The following is a 15,155-nucleotide window of genomic DNA, read 5'->3' as shown; positions in this document are numbered from 1 at the left end:
CCCCCCCCATCTCGTTAATTGTCCTGCCGGCCATGCGTGAATGGCTGGGCTATGCAGTTCGAGGTGAACCTGCGTGGGAAAATTTACTCGGCGCCGGGGGCCTGCTTGCGCTGTGATTCGTCGAATTCATCCTCAACGGCTTCATCAGCTAGCTGCATCCTGGTCTTGTTTGCCGAGGTCTTGTTGAAAGCGTTGCGGATATCTTCGTTCGCCTTTAGCCGAAGTTTATTGAAGAAAAGGTAGGCCACCGCGAAGGCCACGACCAGGCCAATAATTCCGGAAACGAAGATTGGCCACTTCATACCTAACCAGAGGCCCAAGAAAACGGCTAGGAATATGCCTAGGCGGATAACGGTATATTTCACAAACTGCATAGTCTCAAGTCTACCGGTGAACCTGTGAACAGGATTATCACTAGAATGGAAGCATGGTCCGCTTATTGATTTTCGCCGCAGTGGTTTCGGTTGCTTTGACGATTTATACCCTGATCGAATGCGCTCGTGCAGAACGCCGCAGCATTCGTTCATTGCCTAAGCCTGCGTGGATTGCGGTCGTCATCCTCCTTCCGCTCATCGGAGCCGGTTTGTGGTTCCTCCTAGGTCGCCCTGTTGCGTCAAATGGCGCCCCTGCACAGAAGTCCATGGCTCCGGACGACGATGAGGATTTCCTGCGCCAGCTGGAGGTCTGGCGCCGCCAGCAGCAACGTGAAGCCGACTCGAGGGCGCGTGAGCAAGACCTCACGAAACGTGAAGACGAGCAGAAGGCCGATGGCGAGAAACCAGCCAAGCCTGAGGCCAAGGAACCGAAGCCAGGTGCAGAACGCAAGAACAAGCCAGAAGGCACCGACAGCTCTTCGTCTGAAACCGAATAACCCCCTAGTTCTGCCGGGATCCCGGCAACCAGCCCAGCACGCGTGCCAGCGCCGCTGGGCTTTTTCATGCCTAGTGGGAACTTCGGGCATTCTTGCAGGCGGCCCGGGGCGCGGGGCTTCCTCTACGGGCGCTGGAGGGGCGGACGGGGGCAGGCGCCGGTCAGTGCCCCGCGCTTGAGTACCAGGGCCTGCAGCGAGCGCTTAAAGTACTGCGAGCGGCCTCCCCGCTAAGGGGAAACCGCTCGCAGTGCTGGATTCTGGGGAACTAGACTCCGGCGTAGGAGTGCAGACCGTCGAAGAAGATATTCACGATGGTGAAGTTGAAGACCACGCACAGGAAGCCGATGATCGACAACCAGGCCGAGCGTGGGCCCGTCCAGCCACCGGTGGCACGGGCGTGCAGGTAGCCTGCGTAGACAACCCAGATCACGAAGGACCAGACTTCCTTTGGATCCCAGCCCCAGTAGCGGCTCCAAGCAGCCTCAGCCCAGATCGCACCAGCGATGACAGTGAAGGTCCACATCACGAAGCCGATGGTGTTGATGCGGTAGGCGAAGTTCTCCAATGCGCCGGCACCTGGCACCACGCGCATGAAGGGCAGCTTGTCGTCCTGTCCAGCGGCCAGCCGGTTCATGCGAGCATGCTGTACCAGCTGCAGCACATTCATGGCGAAGCTGATGGCGAACAGTGCCGACGCCAGGACGGCGATGGAGACGTGAATGACGATCCATGGCGACTGCAGGGCAGGAACGAGGTGGCCAACCGGTGTCGGGAAGCCGATGGTGGCACCGCACAGCATCAAGGTGACCAGGCCGGAGATGAAGGATCCCATGAAGCGCAGGTCCTTGAAGATCAGCACCAGCAAGAAGACCAGAGCCACCAGGAATGCACCGGTGGACAGGAACTCGTACATGTTGCCCCAGGGCACTCGGTGCGCGGCTATCGCACGGGAAACCACGGCACCGCCGTGCAGGGCAGCGGCCAGCCACATCAGCACCACGGCAATGCGAGCCGTGGGGCGCTTGGCCGACAACTGCGTGTACTCCATCTTGTCGGTCACGATATGCTCGCCGACGTTGTCGGCACGCACAGCGGCACCCCGGCGCGAACGGGGCTTGGTGCCCACGGCGCCGCCGGCGCTAACCAGCAGTTCCTCGTCGCGCTTGAGCGCTTCGGAATCCATTTCGCTGATGGACTTGTTGGTCTTTGCCAGGTCCAAGGCGAAAATGATGAAGACCACTCCGTAGACCATGGCGGCCAGCAGCATGAACAACTGGCTGTATTCACCCAGCGTTTCATTGATTGGCGCTAATGCCCCAGCGTTATCCATTTACTGCTCCTTGGTTCTGCTCCTGGCTTGCCAATGGCCAAGCCTTGTCAAAGATCTTCTGTAGTTCTGCAGCTTCGCGTTCCAGACGCGGATCCTCGCCACGTGCCAGCAGTGCGTACTCGATACTACGCTTGCCGTTTTCTTGTTTCAGCTTCACCCAGACGCGGCGACGCGGGGTGAACAGCGAGACCGCAAGGCCGATCAGCGCCAGACCTGAGAAAATGCCGATTGGCAGCTTGCCCGGGTCATGATTGATGTCCAATGCGACAAAGCGCTTGAGGTCTTCAAAGGTAATCGAGCCCTTGCCGTCGGGCAGTTCGTAGGTCTGCCCCGCTTCGAGGATGATGCCGCCGGCATCCAAATCCCGGCTGTTCAGCGGTTCCATCTTCTCCGTGTCCAAAACGAACACGTTTTGCGGGTTGCCGTCGTCAAGGCCCAGATCCCCGAAGTACGAGTTCAGGTGCAGCTGGGGGTTGATGGCGTTGGGGTCGCCCGAGATGCCGAAGCCGTTCTCATCCACTAGTGCGGTTGGCAGCAAGAAGCCCTGGAAGCCCAGCTGCGATGGCTCGGCGTCCGGAACCTTCAGCACGAACATCGAGGTGTAGACCGAATCCTGCGGAATGGAAACCGCCGGGCCGGAATAGGAGACGTTGCCGTTGCCATCCTTGACGGTGATCACCGGGGCGTAGCCATTGCCGACCAGGTAAACGTCACCGCCGCTGATGCGCAGCGGATGGTTGACCTTCAGCTCCTGCTTCACTGGCTCGGCTTCGGCCGATTCGCGCACCTTGACGTGGGCGGTGAAGTCCAGCGGCTGTCCGAAATGCGATTCGGATTCGCGGTCGAAGATGATGTCGAATTTGTCCAGCGTCACAGCAAGGGGCGGCAAATTGTCGGCATTGAAGCCGGTGCCCGGGGTGAAGGAGTCGTAGGCCACCAGCGAATTCACGAAGGTCTCCCCCTCGACAACCACGCGCTGCCCGGTGTAGCCCAGGGCTCCGCCGATCGCGGCCGAAGCCAGTACACCCATCAGCGAGATGTGGAAGAGCAGGTTGCCGATTTCGCGGGTATACCCGCGCTCTGCGGCAACCGAGGCCCCGGTGGCATCCTCGCGGCGCTCGACACGGTAGCCGCGCTTCTTCAGGATCCTGAACGAATCCTCGATGACCTGCTGGTCATCGGGCGTATCCGTCTCGCCTTCCAGAATTTCATGCGAGCTGTACTGGGGCAGTCGTTCCAGGCGCACCGGGGTCCTCGGCGGCGGGGTGCGCAAGGCTTTGGCGTGCTTCTTCACACGCGGGATGATGCAGCCAATCAGCGAGACGAACAGCAAGATGTAGATCGCGGAGAACCACACCGATGAATACACTTCGAACATCTGGAAGCGATCCAGCCATGGACCAGCGGTGGTGTGCTGTTCCAGGTACTGGGCTACAGATTCGGGGTTGGCGTCGCGCTGCGGGAAGATCGATCCCGGTACCGCAGCGACGGCGAGCAGCAACAGCAGGAACAAGGCTGTTGGCATCGATGTCAGCTGGGTCCAGATCCAACGCATGGAACCCATGAATCCCAGAGCAGGCGCGTCGCCAGTTCCCTTGGAATTCCGTTGTTGTTTCGCCATTAAATTGGCAACCTCACTTCATTGGCAAACCAGTTTTGCAGTTCTGCTACCCATGTTCCCCACAGACCGGTCACCATGACCAGTCCCAAGGCAATGAGTAGTCCCCCGCCCAAACGCATGATGAAAACCTGGTGCTTGCGGAAGAACGCCAGCGCCTGCATGCCGCGCTGCAACCCCATTGCAATCAGGATGAAGGGCAAGCCCAATCCGAGGCAATAGAACACAGTCAGCAGCGTTCCACGCCCTACGTTCGCGTCCACACCGGTGGACATGATCAGTACCGCACTCAAGGTGGGGCCGATGCACGGTGCCCACCCCAGGCCGAAGGTCAGCCCCAGAACCGGGGCACCCCACAGGCCTGCAGGCGGTTTCCTGTGGATCTTGCGGTCACGCTGCATCCAGGAGAAGCCGCCCATGAACACGATGCCCATGAAGACCACGACCAGGCCCAATGCCTGGGTGACCCAGGAGCCGTTGAACCTGAGCCACGCGGAGGCCTGGCTGAAAAGCACGCCCGCTGCGATGAAGACCACGGAGAATCCCAGGACAAAGAGCAGTACGCCGGAGACCACGCGGCCGCGTCGGTGCTCCTTCAGATCCGCACCAGTCAACCCGGTGACGTAACCGAGATAGCCCGGCACCAGCGGCAGGACGCAAGGCGAAAGGAAAGAGACCAGCCCGGCCAGCAGTGCTACTGGGGCAGCCAGCAGCAACGACCCGTCCAGGACGATGTCGGCAAAGGGATTAGTGGTCACTGATCAGCTCACAACTCTTCGGTCAGAGCGGAGTCGATCAATGCCTTCAGGGTGCCAGGCTCTACGGCACCGATCACGCGGGCACGGACACGGCCCTGGCGGTCCAGCACCAAGGTGGATGGAACCGCTTGCAACGGGACGTACTTGGTCATCGCCAGCTGGATGTCCCCGGAGGTGTCCTGTACCGACTCATAGGGAATCTCGAAAGTGCGCTCGAAGGCCTTCGCCGCTTCGGCTTCATCGCGTACGTTGACGCCAATGAATTCGACTTTCTCTCCAAAGCCTTCAGCGATTTCCTTCAGATCCGGTGCCTCGATGCGGCACGGAGCGCAGGCGGCATACCAGAAGTTCATGACTACGGGCTTGCCCTGCCACTGCGTGAAGTCGATATCGGTGCCATGGTAGGTCGTGGCCTTGAGGGCAACCGGTTCGCTGCGCTTGGAGACTTCGTACTCTTCCACGGCGCCGTCGCCAGCGATGTAGTTCTTGCCGTCGCCGCTGTTTGCTTGCGCGGTCAGCGCATCTTCCTTGCCGCTGCAGGCAGCCAAGGGCACCGCGGCGGCGGCAACCATGAGCGAACGCAACATGGTGCGGCGGCTCAAGTGGCGAGGATTAGGCACAGGATCTGTCATTTTGCTTTAGGCTCCAGGGATATTCGCCGCGCCGGCAAGTAGCTCGGGGCACGGTTCGGTGTAACGCACGGAGACCAAATCGTCTCCCTCAAAATCAAAGCTGGTGATGGAAGCCAGGGTGCACTCGCGCTGGCGCGGATCGTGCCACAGCGGCTTCTTCTCGGCGGCGCGGCGCGTGACCCAGATCGGCAACTGGTGGCTGACGATAATCACTTCCGCTCCTTCACCGTGCTCGGCGAGGGCGGCCTTGCGGTGCTCATCCATGGCCAGGCGCATGCGAGCAACCTGCTGGGCATATGGTTCGCCCCATGAAGGCTTCAGCGGGTTGACCAGCAGCGGCCAGTACTTCGGCTGGCGCAGGTGCTCCGCAACCTTGGACAGCCCTTCCAGCTTGTTGCCGGCTTCGATAACCCGCTCGTCGGTGTGGACTTGCAGATCCAGAGCATTAGAGGTTGGCGCGGCTGTCTGCTGGGCGCGCAGGAGCGGTGAGGCCACCAGGCGCACGACGTTGCCGCCTTCTGCTTGGCGCTTGGCAAAATATTCTCCTGCCCCATCGGCCATCTGGAATCCGAGTTCCGAGAGCCCGAAGCCGGGGATCCTGCCGTAGAGCATACGGTCAGGATTGAAAACTTCCCCGTGGCGCAACAAATGGACTGTCGATAAAGGCATGCCTCCAGTGTCTCAAATATTCGGTGCAAATTAGCCATATTGTGGCCACCGTCAACTATTCACAGGACACGCATTGGAATCCCATATGGAAAAACCATCCTTTCGGAGGGGTTGCTCACAATCGACTGCCACTACGCTTAGTTAATAAGACAGTTCGACCCAGAAGGACGCATCATGAGCGACAACGATCCTAACCAGCCGGGCCAGCCCTACAACCCGGGCCCTTCCGGCCAGGGTTCATCGCAGAACCCGTACGGCGAAAACCCCTATGGCCAGCAGCCCTCGCCATACGGCCAGAACCCGTACGGCCAGAATCCGAATCCTTACGGGCAACCGCAGGCACCGGGCTACGACCAGTATGCCCAGCAGGGCGGTTACGCCGGCGTGCAGCCACCGACCGAGCGGCCGCGGACCTTGGCTATCGCCTTTGGCTTGATCATGCTCGCGGGCATCTTCAGTGCCCTCGCCAGCTGGCTGATGACCAACTCCAACATGATGGCCAACATGATTGGCCAGCAGTGGTCGCTGGTGCAAGAAGAGTTCCAGAACCAGATGCAGAGCACCCCGGGCATGGAGCAGGATCCACTGGTTGAACAGATGATGGCAAGCCCTGAGGCCTTCATGGCCCAGGTCAATTCCATGATGTCGACCTTCGTGATTATCTCCATGATCATCACCTTGGCCCTGTATTTCCTGGTGGGCTTCTTCGTTGGCCGCGGCGTGGGAGCCATGCGAATTATCGCCACGATCCTCGGTGCGCTTTCACTGCTGAATCTGGTGACTATCGTTCCAATGATCAGCATGTTCGCTGACACTCAAGCCGGAATTATCAACGCTGTCTACGTTGTGGGCATCTTGCTGGGCATTGCAGGCGTGGTCTTCGCCTGGTTGCGCCCTTCTTCGCAATACATTGCGCAGCGCCGCCAGGCTCGCCTGGCCGGCTTCCGCTAAACGCATGGCCGAGCCTCTTCGCGAGGCCCGGCAGGGAGAATAAAGGCGTAGCCGCTCCATCCACCCAAGGGATGACGCGGCTACGCCTTTTGTCGTCTGCGCGGCTTCAGCCTTGCACGGCGAGGTATGCCAGGATCTGCAATTCAGTGGAAAGATCAACGCGCCGCAGGTTCATGCCCGCGGGTACGCGAAGCGGCATCGGTGCGAACGAGAGCACCGAGCGGACCGAAAGTGCGGCCAGTTCGTAGACCAGGTCCTGCGCAGCATCGCCCGGAATTGCCAGAACAGCGATGTTGATTTCTTCGCGTTCAACCACTGCGGCCAAGTCCGCGATCGCTTCCACGTGCAGCTCGCCGACCGGGCTGCCGACCAGTGCGGGGTCGATATCCAGGATCGCCTTGACGTTGAAGCCACGAGTCCTGAAGCCTGCATATCCGCTGAGCGCGCGCCCCAGGTTACCGGCGCCGAGGATGGCCACACGCCAGTCCTGGTTCAGGCCGAGGGTGCGGCTGATATGTTCTGCCAGTTCGCGGACCACGTAGCCCACCCCGCGGGTTCCGTAAGAACCCAACCAGGAAAGGTCTTTGCGCAGGATGGAAGGGTTCACTCCAGCTTCCTTGGCCAGCACCCCGGAACTGGTGCGTTCCAGGCCCTGGGCTTCCAAGGCGTTCAGCGCGCGCAAGTACTGGGTCAGTCGAGCCAGCGTGGCCTCAGGCAGGACCCGGGCTTCAAGCTCTGACATCTTCGTTCTCCCGCACTTTTCGGTGCTCTTGAAGAGCACAACGCATTTTCATTTATTCGGCAGCGGCTAGCTGCTCAGTAGTCGTTCCAGACGCTGTGCGTCGATATGCCAGAAGTCGCGGACTTCTCCGTTGATCAGCAGAACCGGCACTTCCTCGTGGTGCTTGGCCAGCAATTCAGGGTGCTGGTCAATATCCAGTTCGGAAAACTCCATATTCAACCGGCCAGTCACCTCGGCCACGGTTGCGCGTGCGGCCTGGCACAGGTGGCAGCCTTCTCGAACCAACAGCTGGATCTGATTCAAAGTACTCACCTGCCTATAATCTCACGAGCCGTAACCGCCCTTAAACTTGGCAATGAAATAAACTGGATCAAATGTCTTCCATCGATCATCACCCCAGCCCGAATTCCGCCCTGGCTCCGGACACGGTCGCCGCTTTCTTCGATGTCGATAACACCCTTGTGCGCGGTGCATCGCTGTATCTGCTGGCCCGGAAACTGCATGAGCGCCGTTTCTTCCAATTCCGCGAAATCCTCTGGTTCGCGCTCAAGCAGTTGCGCTTCGCCGCGCGCGGTGAGCATCTGGGGGACATTCACCAGATTCGCGACCGTGCGTTGATGATGGTCCGAGGGATCCCGGTGTCCGAGATCGAGCAGATCGGCAACGAGATCTATGACGAATACATCGAACCCAAGCTTTGGACCGGTACGGTAGCCATTGCTCGCCAGCATCGGACGGTGGGCCGTGAAGTCTGGCTAGTCACTGCCACTCCCCTGGAAGTGGCGAATGTCATCTCGCAACGTCTCGAACTTACCGGTGCATTGGGCACCGTAGTGGCCAGCGAAGACGGTTTCTACACCGGAGCGCTGGCCAGCCCGATCCTGCACGCTGCAGAAAAAGCGCAGGCGGTGCGCACCCTGGCGAAGGCTCGTGGCATCTCGCTGTCGAAATCATGGGCGTACTCGGATTCCTACAATGATGTTCCCTTGCTTGAAGCTGTGGGACATCCCGTGTGCATCAATCCCGATGCGCGGCTTCGCGCCTACGCCAAGCGCCGCGGCTGGCAGGTCTACGACTTCCGCACCGGCCAGCGAGCTGCCAAACTAGGCCTGAAGGCCGCTGGAGTGCTTGGTGCGCTCTGGGCGGCGCGACGGTCCATTCTGCGCCGTTCCGGCTCTTAGACCGGCGCTGGGCGGCTTTGGATAAAGCAATCGCCACCGTTCAACAGTTTCACTGTGAAGCGGTGGCGATGATTGCCAAGCGGCAAATGCTCAGAAGTAGATTTACTTCTTATTACGACGCTGGTGGCGGGTCTTACGAAGCAATTTGCGGTGCTTCTTCTTCGACATACGCTTGCGGCGCTTCTTGATAACAGAGCCCATAGTGGTTCCTCACAAACTAAATAAATGCGTCAACCCCAAATGCCTGCTTGCGCGCGAGCCCAAGGACAAGGTTGACCGGACGTTAAACGTTCCTTAACAGATTACCCGCTTTTCGGTCATGCTCTGACCATCGCGCGGACTATCGACCGTAAGAACCGGTACCGTGCTGCGGATCAATGGCCGCGGCATTCAGATATGATTCCACGGCGTTTTCCGGAACGCGATAGGAGCGACCGAACTGAACAGCAGGTAAATCACCGGCGTGGATCAGCCGATAAACGGTCATTTTGGAAACGCGCATCATGTCGGCCACTTCGGCCACAGTCATGAAACGGGCTCCGGCAAAATTCTGTTTATCCGTCATGCGGGATATTCTCCTGACGCTGATCTCTTATTCGTCGCGTTAATTTAGCGAAGATGAACTTACACGACTTTGGATCAACATCGGCGGTTCAGGTTCACGTTCGCTTTGTACTAGTCTAATCGCACTTTTGTAACTTTTGCATCACGAAACACACACGTGACCATCTGAATCACATTTTTTGATGCCTGAACGAGACAATCCGCGTGATTTCACCGGGTCCCCAATGAATTCACGCGGATTGCAGCGCTGCAGATTATTAGATGACGCCCTGTGCGAGCATTGCGTCTGCGACCTTCACGAAGCCCGCGATGTTGGCACCGGCGACGTAGTTCCCCGGCATGCCGTACTCGTCTGCAGTAGCAGCACAGCTGGTGTGGATGCCGACCATGATCTCAGTCAGGCGACGCTCGGTGTGCTCGAAGCTCCATGCATCGCGGCTGGCGTTCTGCTGCATCTCCAGAGCCGAGGTAGCAACACCACCAGCGTTGGCAGCCTTGCCCGGGCCGAAGAGCACCCCTGCATCCTGGAAGATCGAGGTCGCTTCAGCGGTGGTAGGCATGTTGGCGCCTTCGGCCACGGCGACGGTGCCAGCAGCAACCATCTTCTTTGCAGCCTCAGCGCCCAATTCGTTCTGGGTGGCGCAGGGCAGTGCCACGGTGCCTGCAACGTCCCAGACGCTGCCACCGGCAACGTACTTGACCTTCTTGGTGCCACGGCGTTCGGCATACTCGGAGATGCGGCCGCGCTCAACTTCCTTGATCTGACGCAGCAGGTCCAGGTCGATCCCGCCCTCGTCAACGATGAAGCCGGCCGAGTCGGAAGCCGTAACGACCTTCGCTCCCAGTGCCTGCGCCTTCTCGATGGCGTGGATTGCCACGTTGCCCGAACCGGAAACGACCACGCGCTGGCCATCGAAAGTCTGGCCGCGGGTCTTGAGCATTTCTTCAGTGAAGATCACTGCGCCGTAGCCGGTGGCTTCCGGGCGAACCAGGGAACCGCCCCAGCTCAAGCCCTTGCCCGTCAATACGCCGGACTCGTAGCGGTTGGTGATGCGCTTGTACTGGCCGAAGAGGTAACCGATTTCGCGGCCGCCAACGCCGATATCGCCAGCTGGCACGTCGGTGTATTCGCCAATGTGGCGGTAGAGCTCAGTCATGAAGGACTGGCAGAAGCGCATGACTTCGCCATCGGACTTGCCGCGCGGGTCGAAGTCCGAGCCGCCCTTGCCGCCGCCGATGGGCATGCCGGTCAGGGAGTTCTTGAAGATCTGTTCGAAGCCCAGGAACTTGACGATGCCAAGGTAAACCGATGGGTGGAAACGCAGACCGCCCTTGTATGGGCCCAGAGCCGAGTTGAATTCAACGCGGAAGCCGCGGTTGATCTGCACGCGGCCTTCGTCGTCAACCCATGGCACCCGGAAGATGATCTGGCGTTCAGGTTCGCACAAACGCTGCAGGATTGCGGCTTCGGCGTATTCAGGATGCTTGACCGATACAGCTTCAAGGCTGTCGAATACTTCCGTGACGGCCTGGTGGAATTCTGCTTCGCCGGGATTGCGGCGGAAGACTTCGTCGCGAATCGTCGCTAAGTGCTTATCCAAGTTTTTCTCCTCATCACTTGGGGCAGGCACAGGCGCACAAGGGGCCTCGTTGCCGGCGTCACTGCCCCGCACACGAGAATGCCATGCTTGGGCATTCTGAACAAAATTTTCATGTTATAAAACAGGATTGCGGGCGTAACTTAAAAGATTGACCATATTGCACGGTTGCAGCGCCGATGACTGGACAAGAGCTAGCGCCGACGCCCGAACCGCGGAAGTTTCTCGAAAAACTCCTGCGCACGTCCAGTCACTTGTTCCAGGCCTTGGCCAACGCGCCGGCCGATCTGCTGAGCGGTTGGATTCGACACCGCGGCCAGCTGCCCCTCGGCTTCGGCCTGCGTGGCTGCCAGATCCTGGCCCGCCGGTTGGGCAGGTACCAAATCGGCGCACCAGCGCACGAGGTCTTCCAGCGCTGAGGTGTCAATGCTGTAGATGCGCCGCTGCCCGGCAGCGGCCATGCTCACGAGTTCAGCTTCGCGCAGCACCTTCAAGTGCTTGGAAACAGTCGGCTGCGAGATCTCCAGTTCAGTGACCAGGGTACCCACTGCTTTCGGCTCGTTCTTGAGCGCTTCTATAATCTTTCGTCGGGTTGGTTCAGCCAACGCCGAAAACACTTCATCAATTGCCACACACATAACCCTAACGGCATATGAACGGTTGGCCATCGATTACCATGCCTAAAATGCTGTGAAGTCTCGCCTCTGTCTCCGGTGGCCGCAGCCATGCGAGGCTAGTCGAACCATGGATCGAGCCCGAAAAGCGGGAATATCTCCTTGCGTGTAGCAATGATGGTTCGGTCCACCGGATCGGCCGGATCATAGCCGACTTCCCAATTGCGCCACCACAGCTGGGCGTCATCGCCCATGAGGTAAGGCATGGCACGGCCGTACCTTTCCAGAACGTAGCGGCGGAAGGTCTCGGGAACATAGGTACGCAACGGCACCGGCTTGCCGGCAACAATCGCCGTCAGGTGGGTCCAGGTACGCGGCACGACGGCGGTGACGTTGTATCCCCCGCCTCCGGTAGCCAGCCACCGGCCTTCGCACAGCTCATCTGCCAACTGGGATATATCCAGGGCCGCCTGTCGTTGCGCATCGACAGACAGCTTCAGGTTGGTCATGTCATCATCGCGGTGCGCATCGCAACCGTGCTGGGAGACGATGATTTCGGGCTTGAAAGCGCGTACCAGCTGCGGAACGATCGCATGGAAGGCACGCATCCATCCGGAGTCCCCGGTCATTGCCGGCAGAGCAACATTTACTGCGCTGCCTTCGGCGTTCTTGCCGCCGATTTCATTGGCGAATCCCGTGCCGGGGAACAGCGATAGCCCGGATTCATGGATGGAAATGGTCAGCACGCGTTCGTCATCCCAGAAGATCGACTCGGTGCCATCCCCATGATGCGCGTCCACGTCGATGTAGACCACGCGTTGGGCACCCTGCTCCAGCATGCGATGGATCGCGGCAGCAGCGTCGTTGTAGATGCAGAAACCGCTAGCCTTGCTTTTCGCGGCGTGGTGCATGCCGCCGGCGAAGTTCACCGCACGGACCACGTTTTGGTCCATGATGGCTTGGGCCGCTGCTACCGAACCGCCAACAATGCGTCCGGCGGCTTCATGCATCCCGGCGAATACCGGGTCGTCCTCGGTGCCCAAGCCGAATTCTTCGGCAACCAGTGTTGGATCCTGGCTCACCCGCCGCACCTGATCGATATAGCTCTGGTCATGGACGGAGCCGATGACCGCATCGTCGGCAATATCCGGAGCCTGTATCGTGACGTTCGGCGCATCGAAGATATCCAGCTCATCGCTGAGCCGATAGGTCAGTTCTAGCCGCGAAGGGTGCATGGGATGCCAGTCGCTGAATTTGTACTTCAGATACTCTTCATCCCACATCACCATGGTGGGCCGTGGGGCATGCTGCGGATCTAACACGATTTCAGGCTACCCGATAGTGACCCAACTCATGAATTCATGGCAGTTTGCGCGGCTTGTCGGGTCTTTAGCCGGGCAACACAAGCGTTTAGCGGTGGAAACGCGTAAATTACTAGAAGGACTTCAAATCCTCATGGCAAAGAACTGTTCCCCAGGAAACGGCGAGTAATAAATGAGCACAGCCAGTGCATCGGGCCCCAGCGCCCGGGCAGCTGAAATGCGCGAGCAGCGACGCAAGAAATGGCTGACCGTTCGCATCGCAGTTGCGGACTTCACCGTGCGCTCCCCCGCGCGCTTAACTCTTGGCGCCTTCTTGCTGGCAATCACGTTGTTCACCTCCCTGCTCGCGGCGCCGTTTTCCTCGGCCACAGGGGAAGCCACCGCGCTGCATGACGCATTATTCACCGCGGTGTCGGCAGTTTGCGTTACTGGCCTAACGACCGTCTCCACCGCTGTGCACTGGTCATTCGCCGGCCAGCTGATCATGCTGGTCGCAACGTTCATGGGCGGCCTGGGCATTCTGACCCTGGCCTCCATCATGTCCTTGGCGGTATCCCGCAAGCTGGGCGTGCGAGCCAAGCTGATGGCGCAGAATTCGATGAACAGTTCTGGAGCCTCAGCGCTGGGTGAAGTAAGCTCATTGCTGCGCATCGTGATCCTCACGGCGATCAGCCTGCAGGCGGTCATCGCGCTCTTTCTGATCCCGCGTTTCTACATTCTGGGTGAAAGCGTCCTGTCGTCCATCTGGCATGGAATCTTCTATGCCGTTTCGGCTTTCAACAATGCAGGCTTCACCCCGCACTCCGACGGATTGGTTCCCTACGAAACCGACCTGTGGATCCTGGGCCCATTGATGGCCGGCGTGTTCACCGGTTCCTTGGGTTTCCCGGTGATCATGGTGCTGCTGGCGCACAAGTTCAATATGAAGAAGTGGAACCTGCACACCAAGCTGACGATGCTCACCACCACTATCCTGCTCTTTGCCGGATCCTTCTTGTGGCTGATCTTCGAATGGGCCAATCCCAAGACCATCGGCGGCTTATCGATCAGCGAAAAGCTCATTCATGGGCTCTTCGCCTCGACCATGACCCGTTCGGGCGGCTTCAACCTGGTGGACCAGAACGACATCCACCAGGTGACCATCTTGTTGACCGACGCATTGATGTTTGCCGGTGGCGGTTCAGCTTCGACTGCTGGCGGCATCAAGGTCACCACCATTGCCGTGATGTTCTTGGCGATCTTGGCCGAGGTCCGTGGCGATACCGATGCGAAGGCCTTTGGCCGGCAGATTCCGCAGGGCACCATGCGCGTGGCCATCTCCGTGGTCGCCATGGGTGCTTCGCTGGTGATGGTCGCTACCGGCGCGCTTGTGACCATCGACGAATCGGTGGGCTTCTCGCGAGCACTGTTCGAGTCGATCTCGGCCTTTGCTACCGTGGGCCTGAGTAGCGGGGTTTCCCAAGAATTGCCTCCGGCCGGCAAGTATGTGCTCAGCGCGTTGATGTTTGCCGGACGCATCGGCAGTATTACGCTCGCCAGCGCATTGACCATGCGCCACCGCAATACGCTGTTCAGACTCCCAGAAGAAAGGCCGCTCATTGGCTGACAAGAACATAGACCACAATGCCCCGGTGCTGGTGATCGGCCTGGGCCGCTTCGGTGCTTCTGTCGCTGAAACGCTGGTCAAGCAGGGGCGCGAAGTGCTGGCCATTGAGCGCAGCCCGGAGCTCGTTCAGCAGTGGGCCAGCACCTTGACCCACGTGGTCGCGGCCGACGCGACCAATATTGACGCCCTGCGCCAGCTCGGCGCCCAGGAATTCTCCTCTGCCGTCGTGGGCGTGGGTACCTCCATCGAATCATCCGTGCTGATCACCGTGAACCTGGTGGATCTGGGCATCGAGCATCTGTGGGTCAAGGCCATTACGCCCTCCCATGGCAAGATTCTTACTCGCATCGGTGCCAACCACGTCATCTACCCGGAAGCCGATGCCGGTGTACGTGCCGCGCACCTGGTCGGTGGCCGCATGCTCGACTTCATCGAATTCGATGACGGATTCGCCATCGTGAAGATGTACCCGCCCAAGGAGACCCAGGGCTTCACCTTGGCCCAGTCCCAAGTCCGCTCTAAGTACGGGGTGACGATCGTTGGCGTGAAGTCCCCGGGCGAGGATTTCACCTACGCCATGCCGGATACCATGGTGACGCGCCGAGATGTCCTGATCGTCTCGGGGCACGTGGACCTGCTCGAGCGTTTCGCAGCACGCCCGTAGGACTCGAGGATCGGGAATAGGGCGATGGCCGGCAA

Annotated in this window: 18 protein-coding genes; 5 read left to right on the top strand and 13 right to left on the bottom strand. The window is 59.6% G+C overall.

From position 1 onward, the window contains the following. Positions 1-83: 83 nt before the first annotated feature. Entirely contained in the window at positions 84-374 is a 291-nt protein-coding gene (locus ACNPN0_RS02305) for a DUF4229 domain-containing protein (RefSeq protein ID WP_448937620.1), read from the bottom strand. A gap of 53 nt (positions 375-427) precedes the next feature. Here ACNPN0_RS02305 and ACNPN0_RS02300 point away from each other — a divergent pair, with 53 nt between their 5' ends. Continuing rightward, positions 428-871 carry a PLD nuclease N-terminal domain-containing protein gene (locus ACNPN0_RS02300; RefSeq protein WP_434693151.1) on the top strand — a complete coding sequence of 148 codons (444 nt, stop codon included), beginning with the start codon at positions 428-430 and terminating at the stop codon, positions 869-871. A 265-nt stretch (positions 872-1,136) separates the two neighbouring features. On the opposite strand, the gene ccsB is transcribed toward ACNPN0_RS02300, so the two are convergent. The 5 genes from ccsB to ACNPN0_RS02275 are packed head-to-tail and all read right to left on the bottom strand — an operon-like array spanning position 1,137 to position 5,878. Beyond that, a complete protein-coding gene (gene ccsB, locus ACNPN0_RS02295; RefSeq protein WP_105656949.1) occupies positions 1,137-2,201 on the bottom strand; it encodes a c-type cytochrome biogenesis protein CcsB in 1,065 nt (354 codons plus the stop codon). Continuing rightward, positions 2,194-3,822, bottom strand: coding sequence for a cytochrome c biogenesis protein ResB (gene resB, locus ACNPN0_RS02290; protein ID WP_434693156.1), 1,629 nt, complete (start codon positions 3,820-3,822; stop codon positions 2,194-2,196). Before resB ends, ccsB begins: the two co-directional genes overlap by 8 nt. Then, positions 3,822-4,577, bottom strand: coding sequence for a cytochrome c biogenesis CcdA family protein (locus ACNPN0_RS02285; protein ID WP_332485938.1), 756 nt, complete (start codon positions 4,575-4,577; stop codon positions 3,822-3,824). The genes resB and ACNPN0_RS02285 overlap by 1 nt, the downstream gene beginning before the upstream one ends. A gap of 8 nt (positions 4,578-4,585) precedes the next feature. Then, positions 4,586-5,209: a redoxin domain-containing protein gene (locus tag ACNPN0_RS02280; RefSeq protein WP_434693159.1), complete on the bottom strand. Its 624-nt coding sequence runs from the start codon at positions 5,207-5,209 to the stop codon at positions 4,586-4,588. 6 nt (positions 5,210-5,215) lie between these two features. Beyond that, entirely contained in the window at positions 5,216-5,878 is a 663-nt protein-coding gene (locus ACNPN0_RS02275; protein ID WP_434693161.1) for a histidine phosphatase family protein, read from the bottom strand. A gap of 174 nt (positions 5,879-6,052) precedes the next feature. Between ACNPN0_RS02275 and ACNPN0_RS02270 the strand changes: the two genes are divergently transcribed. Continuing rightward, positions 6,053-6,829, top strand: coding sequence for a DUF3824 domain-containing protein (locus ACNPN0_RS02270; protein ID WP_105656954.1), 777 nt, complete (start codon positions 6,053-6,055; stop codon positions 6,827-6,829). Positions 6,830-6,935: 106 nt separating this feature from the next. Here ACNPN0_RS02270 and ACNPN0_RS02265 read toward each other — a convergent pair whose 3' ends face one another. Next, entirely contained in the window at positions 6,936-7,610 is a 675-nt protein-coding gene (locus ACNPN0_RS02265) for a redox-sensing transcriptional repressor Rex (protein ID WP_286134124.1), read from the bottom strand. Between the two features lie 27 nt (positions 7,611-7,637). Continuing rightward, entirely contained in the window at positions 7,638-7,883 is a 246-nt protein-coding gene (locus tag ACNPN0_RS02260) for a glutaredoxin family protein (RefSeq protein WP_332485935.1), read from the bottom strand. A gap of 62 nt (positions 7,884-7,945) precedes the next feature. Between ACNPN0_RS02260 and ACNPN0_RS02255 the strand changes: the two genes are divergently transcribed. After that, positions 7,946-8,752, top strand: coding sequence for an HAD-IB family hydrolase (locus ACNPN0_RS02255; RefSeq protein ID WP_434693164.1), 807 nt, complete (start codon positions 7,946-7,948; stop codon positions 8,750-8,752). 102 nt (positions 8,753-8,854) lie between these two features. Here ACNPN0_RS02255 and ACNPN0_RS02250 read toward each other — a convergent pair whose 3' ends face one another. From ACNPN0_RS02250 to ACNPN0_RS02230, 5 genes are all read right to left on the bottom strand, one after another. Continuing rightward, entirely contained in the window at positions 8,855-8,953 is a 99-nt protein-coding gene (locus ACNPN0_RS02250; protein WP_005504750.1) for a 30S ribosomal protein bS22, read from the bottom strand. 139 nt (positions 8,954-9,092) lie between these two features. Next, positions 9,093-9,317 carry a helix-turn-helix domain-containing protein gene (locus ACNPN0_RS02245; RefSeq protein WP_013349804.1) on the bottom strand — a complete coding sequence of 75 codons (225 nt, stop codon included), beginning with the start codon at positions 9,315-9,317 and terminating at the stop codon, positions 9,093-9,095. A gap of 256 nt (positions 9,318-9,573) precedes the next feature. Then, positions 9,574-10,917, bottom strand: a complete 1,344-nt coding sequence (gene gdhA, locus ACNPN0_RS02240; protein WP_434693169.1) for an NADP-specific glutamate dehydrogenase — start codon at positions 10,915-10,917, stop codon at positions 9,574-9,576. Between the two features lie 191 nt (positions 10,918-11,108). Beyond that, positions 11,109-11,546 carry an ArsR/SmtB family transcription factor gene (locus ACNPN0_RS02235; RefSeq protein WP_448937619.1) on the bottom strand — a complete coding sequence of 146 codons (438 nt, stop codon included), beginning with the start codon at positions 11,544-11,546 and terminating at the stop codon, positions 11,109-11,111. 101 nt (positions 11,547-11,647) lie between these two features. Beyond that, on the bottom strand, positions 11,648-12,817 hold the full coding sequence (locus ACNPN0_RS02230) for an acetoin utilization protein AcuC (protein ID WP_434693201.1): 1,170 nt from the start codon (positions 12,815-12,817) through the stop codon (positions 11,648-11,650). A 205-nt stretch (positions 12,818-13,022) separates the two neighbouring features. Between ACNPN0_RS02230 and ACNPN0_RS02225 the strand changes: the two genes are divergently transcribed. Both ACNPN0_RS02225 and ACNPN0_RS02220 read left to right on the top strand, forming a co-directional pair. Continuing rightward, positions 13,023-14,456 carry a potassium transporter TrkG gene (locus tag ACNPN0_RS02225; RefSeq protein WP_434693174.1) on the top strand — a complete coding sequence of 478 codons (1,434 nt, stop codon included), beginning with the start codon at positions 13,023-13,025 and terminating at the stop codon, positions 14,454-14,456. A gap of 25 nt (positions 14,457-14,481) precedes the next feature. Next, the gene (locus tag ACNPN0_RS02220; RefSeq protein ID WP_105657082.1) at positions 14,482-15,120 is read left to right on the top strand and encodes a potassium channel family protein; all 639 of its coding nucleotides are present in this window, start codon (positions 14,482-14,484) and stop codon (positions 15,118-15,120) included. Positions 15,121-15,155 lie beyond the last annotated feature (35 nt).

The sequence above is a fragment of the Glutamicibacter sp. AGC84 genome, from assembly GCF_053543575.1.
Note: the sequence above shows the minus strand (reverse complement) of the source record. Positions and strands in the feature narration are given on the sequence as shown.

Coding starts and splice junctions, on each gene's coding strand:
- ACNPN0_RS02305 (WP_448937620.1), bottom strand. CDS start 374: ATGCAGTTTGTGAAATATACCGTTATCCGCCTAGGCATATTCCTAGCC.
- ACNPN0_RS02300 (WP_434693151.1), top strand. CDS start 428: ATGGTCCGCTTATTGATTTTCGCCGCAGTGGTTTCGGTTGCTTTGACG.
- ccsB (WP_105656949.1), bottom strand. CDS start 2,201: ATGGATAACGCTGGGGCATTAGCGCCAATCAATGAAACGCTGGGTGAA.
- resB (WP_434693156.1), bottom strand. CDS start 3,822: ATGGCGAAACAACAACGGAATTCCAAGGGAACTGGCGACGCGCCTGCT.
- ACNPN0_RS02280 (WP_434693159.1), bottom strand. CDS start 5,209: ATGACAGATCCTGTGCCTAATCCTCGCCACTTGAGCCGCCGCACCATG.
- ACNPN0_RS02275 (WP_434693161.1), bottom strand. CDS start 5,878: ATGCCTTTATCGACAGTCCATTTGTTGCGCCACGGGGAAGTTTTCAAT.
- ACNPN0_RS02270 (WP_105656954.1), top strand. CDS start 6,053: ATGAGCGACAACGATCCTAACCAGCCGGGCCAGCCCTACAACCCGGGC.
- ACNPN0_RS02255 (WP_434693164.1), top strand. CDS start 7,946: ATGTCTTCCATCGATCATCACCCCAGCCCGAATTCCGCCCTGGCTCCG.
- ACNPN0_RS02250 (WP_005504750.1), bottom strand. CDS start 8,953: ATGGGCTCTGTTATCAAGAAGCGCCGCAAGCGTATGTCGAAGAAGAAG.
- ACNPN0_RS02245 (WP_013349804.1), bottom strand. CDS start 9,317: ATGACGGATAAACAGAATTTTGCCGGAGCCCGTTTCATGACTGTGGCC.
- ACNPN0_RS02230 (WP_434693201.1), bottom strand. CDS start 12,817: ATGGTGATGTGGGATGAAGAGTATCTGAAGTACAAATTCAGCGACTGG.
- ACNPN0_RS02225 (WP_434693174.1), top strand. CDS start 13,023: ATGAGCACAGCCAGTGCATCGGGCCCCAGCGCCCGGGCAGCTGAAATG.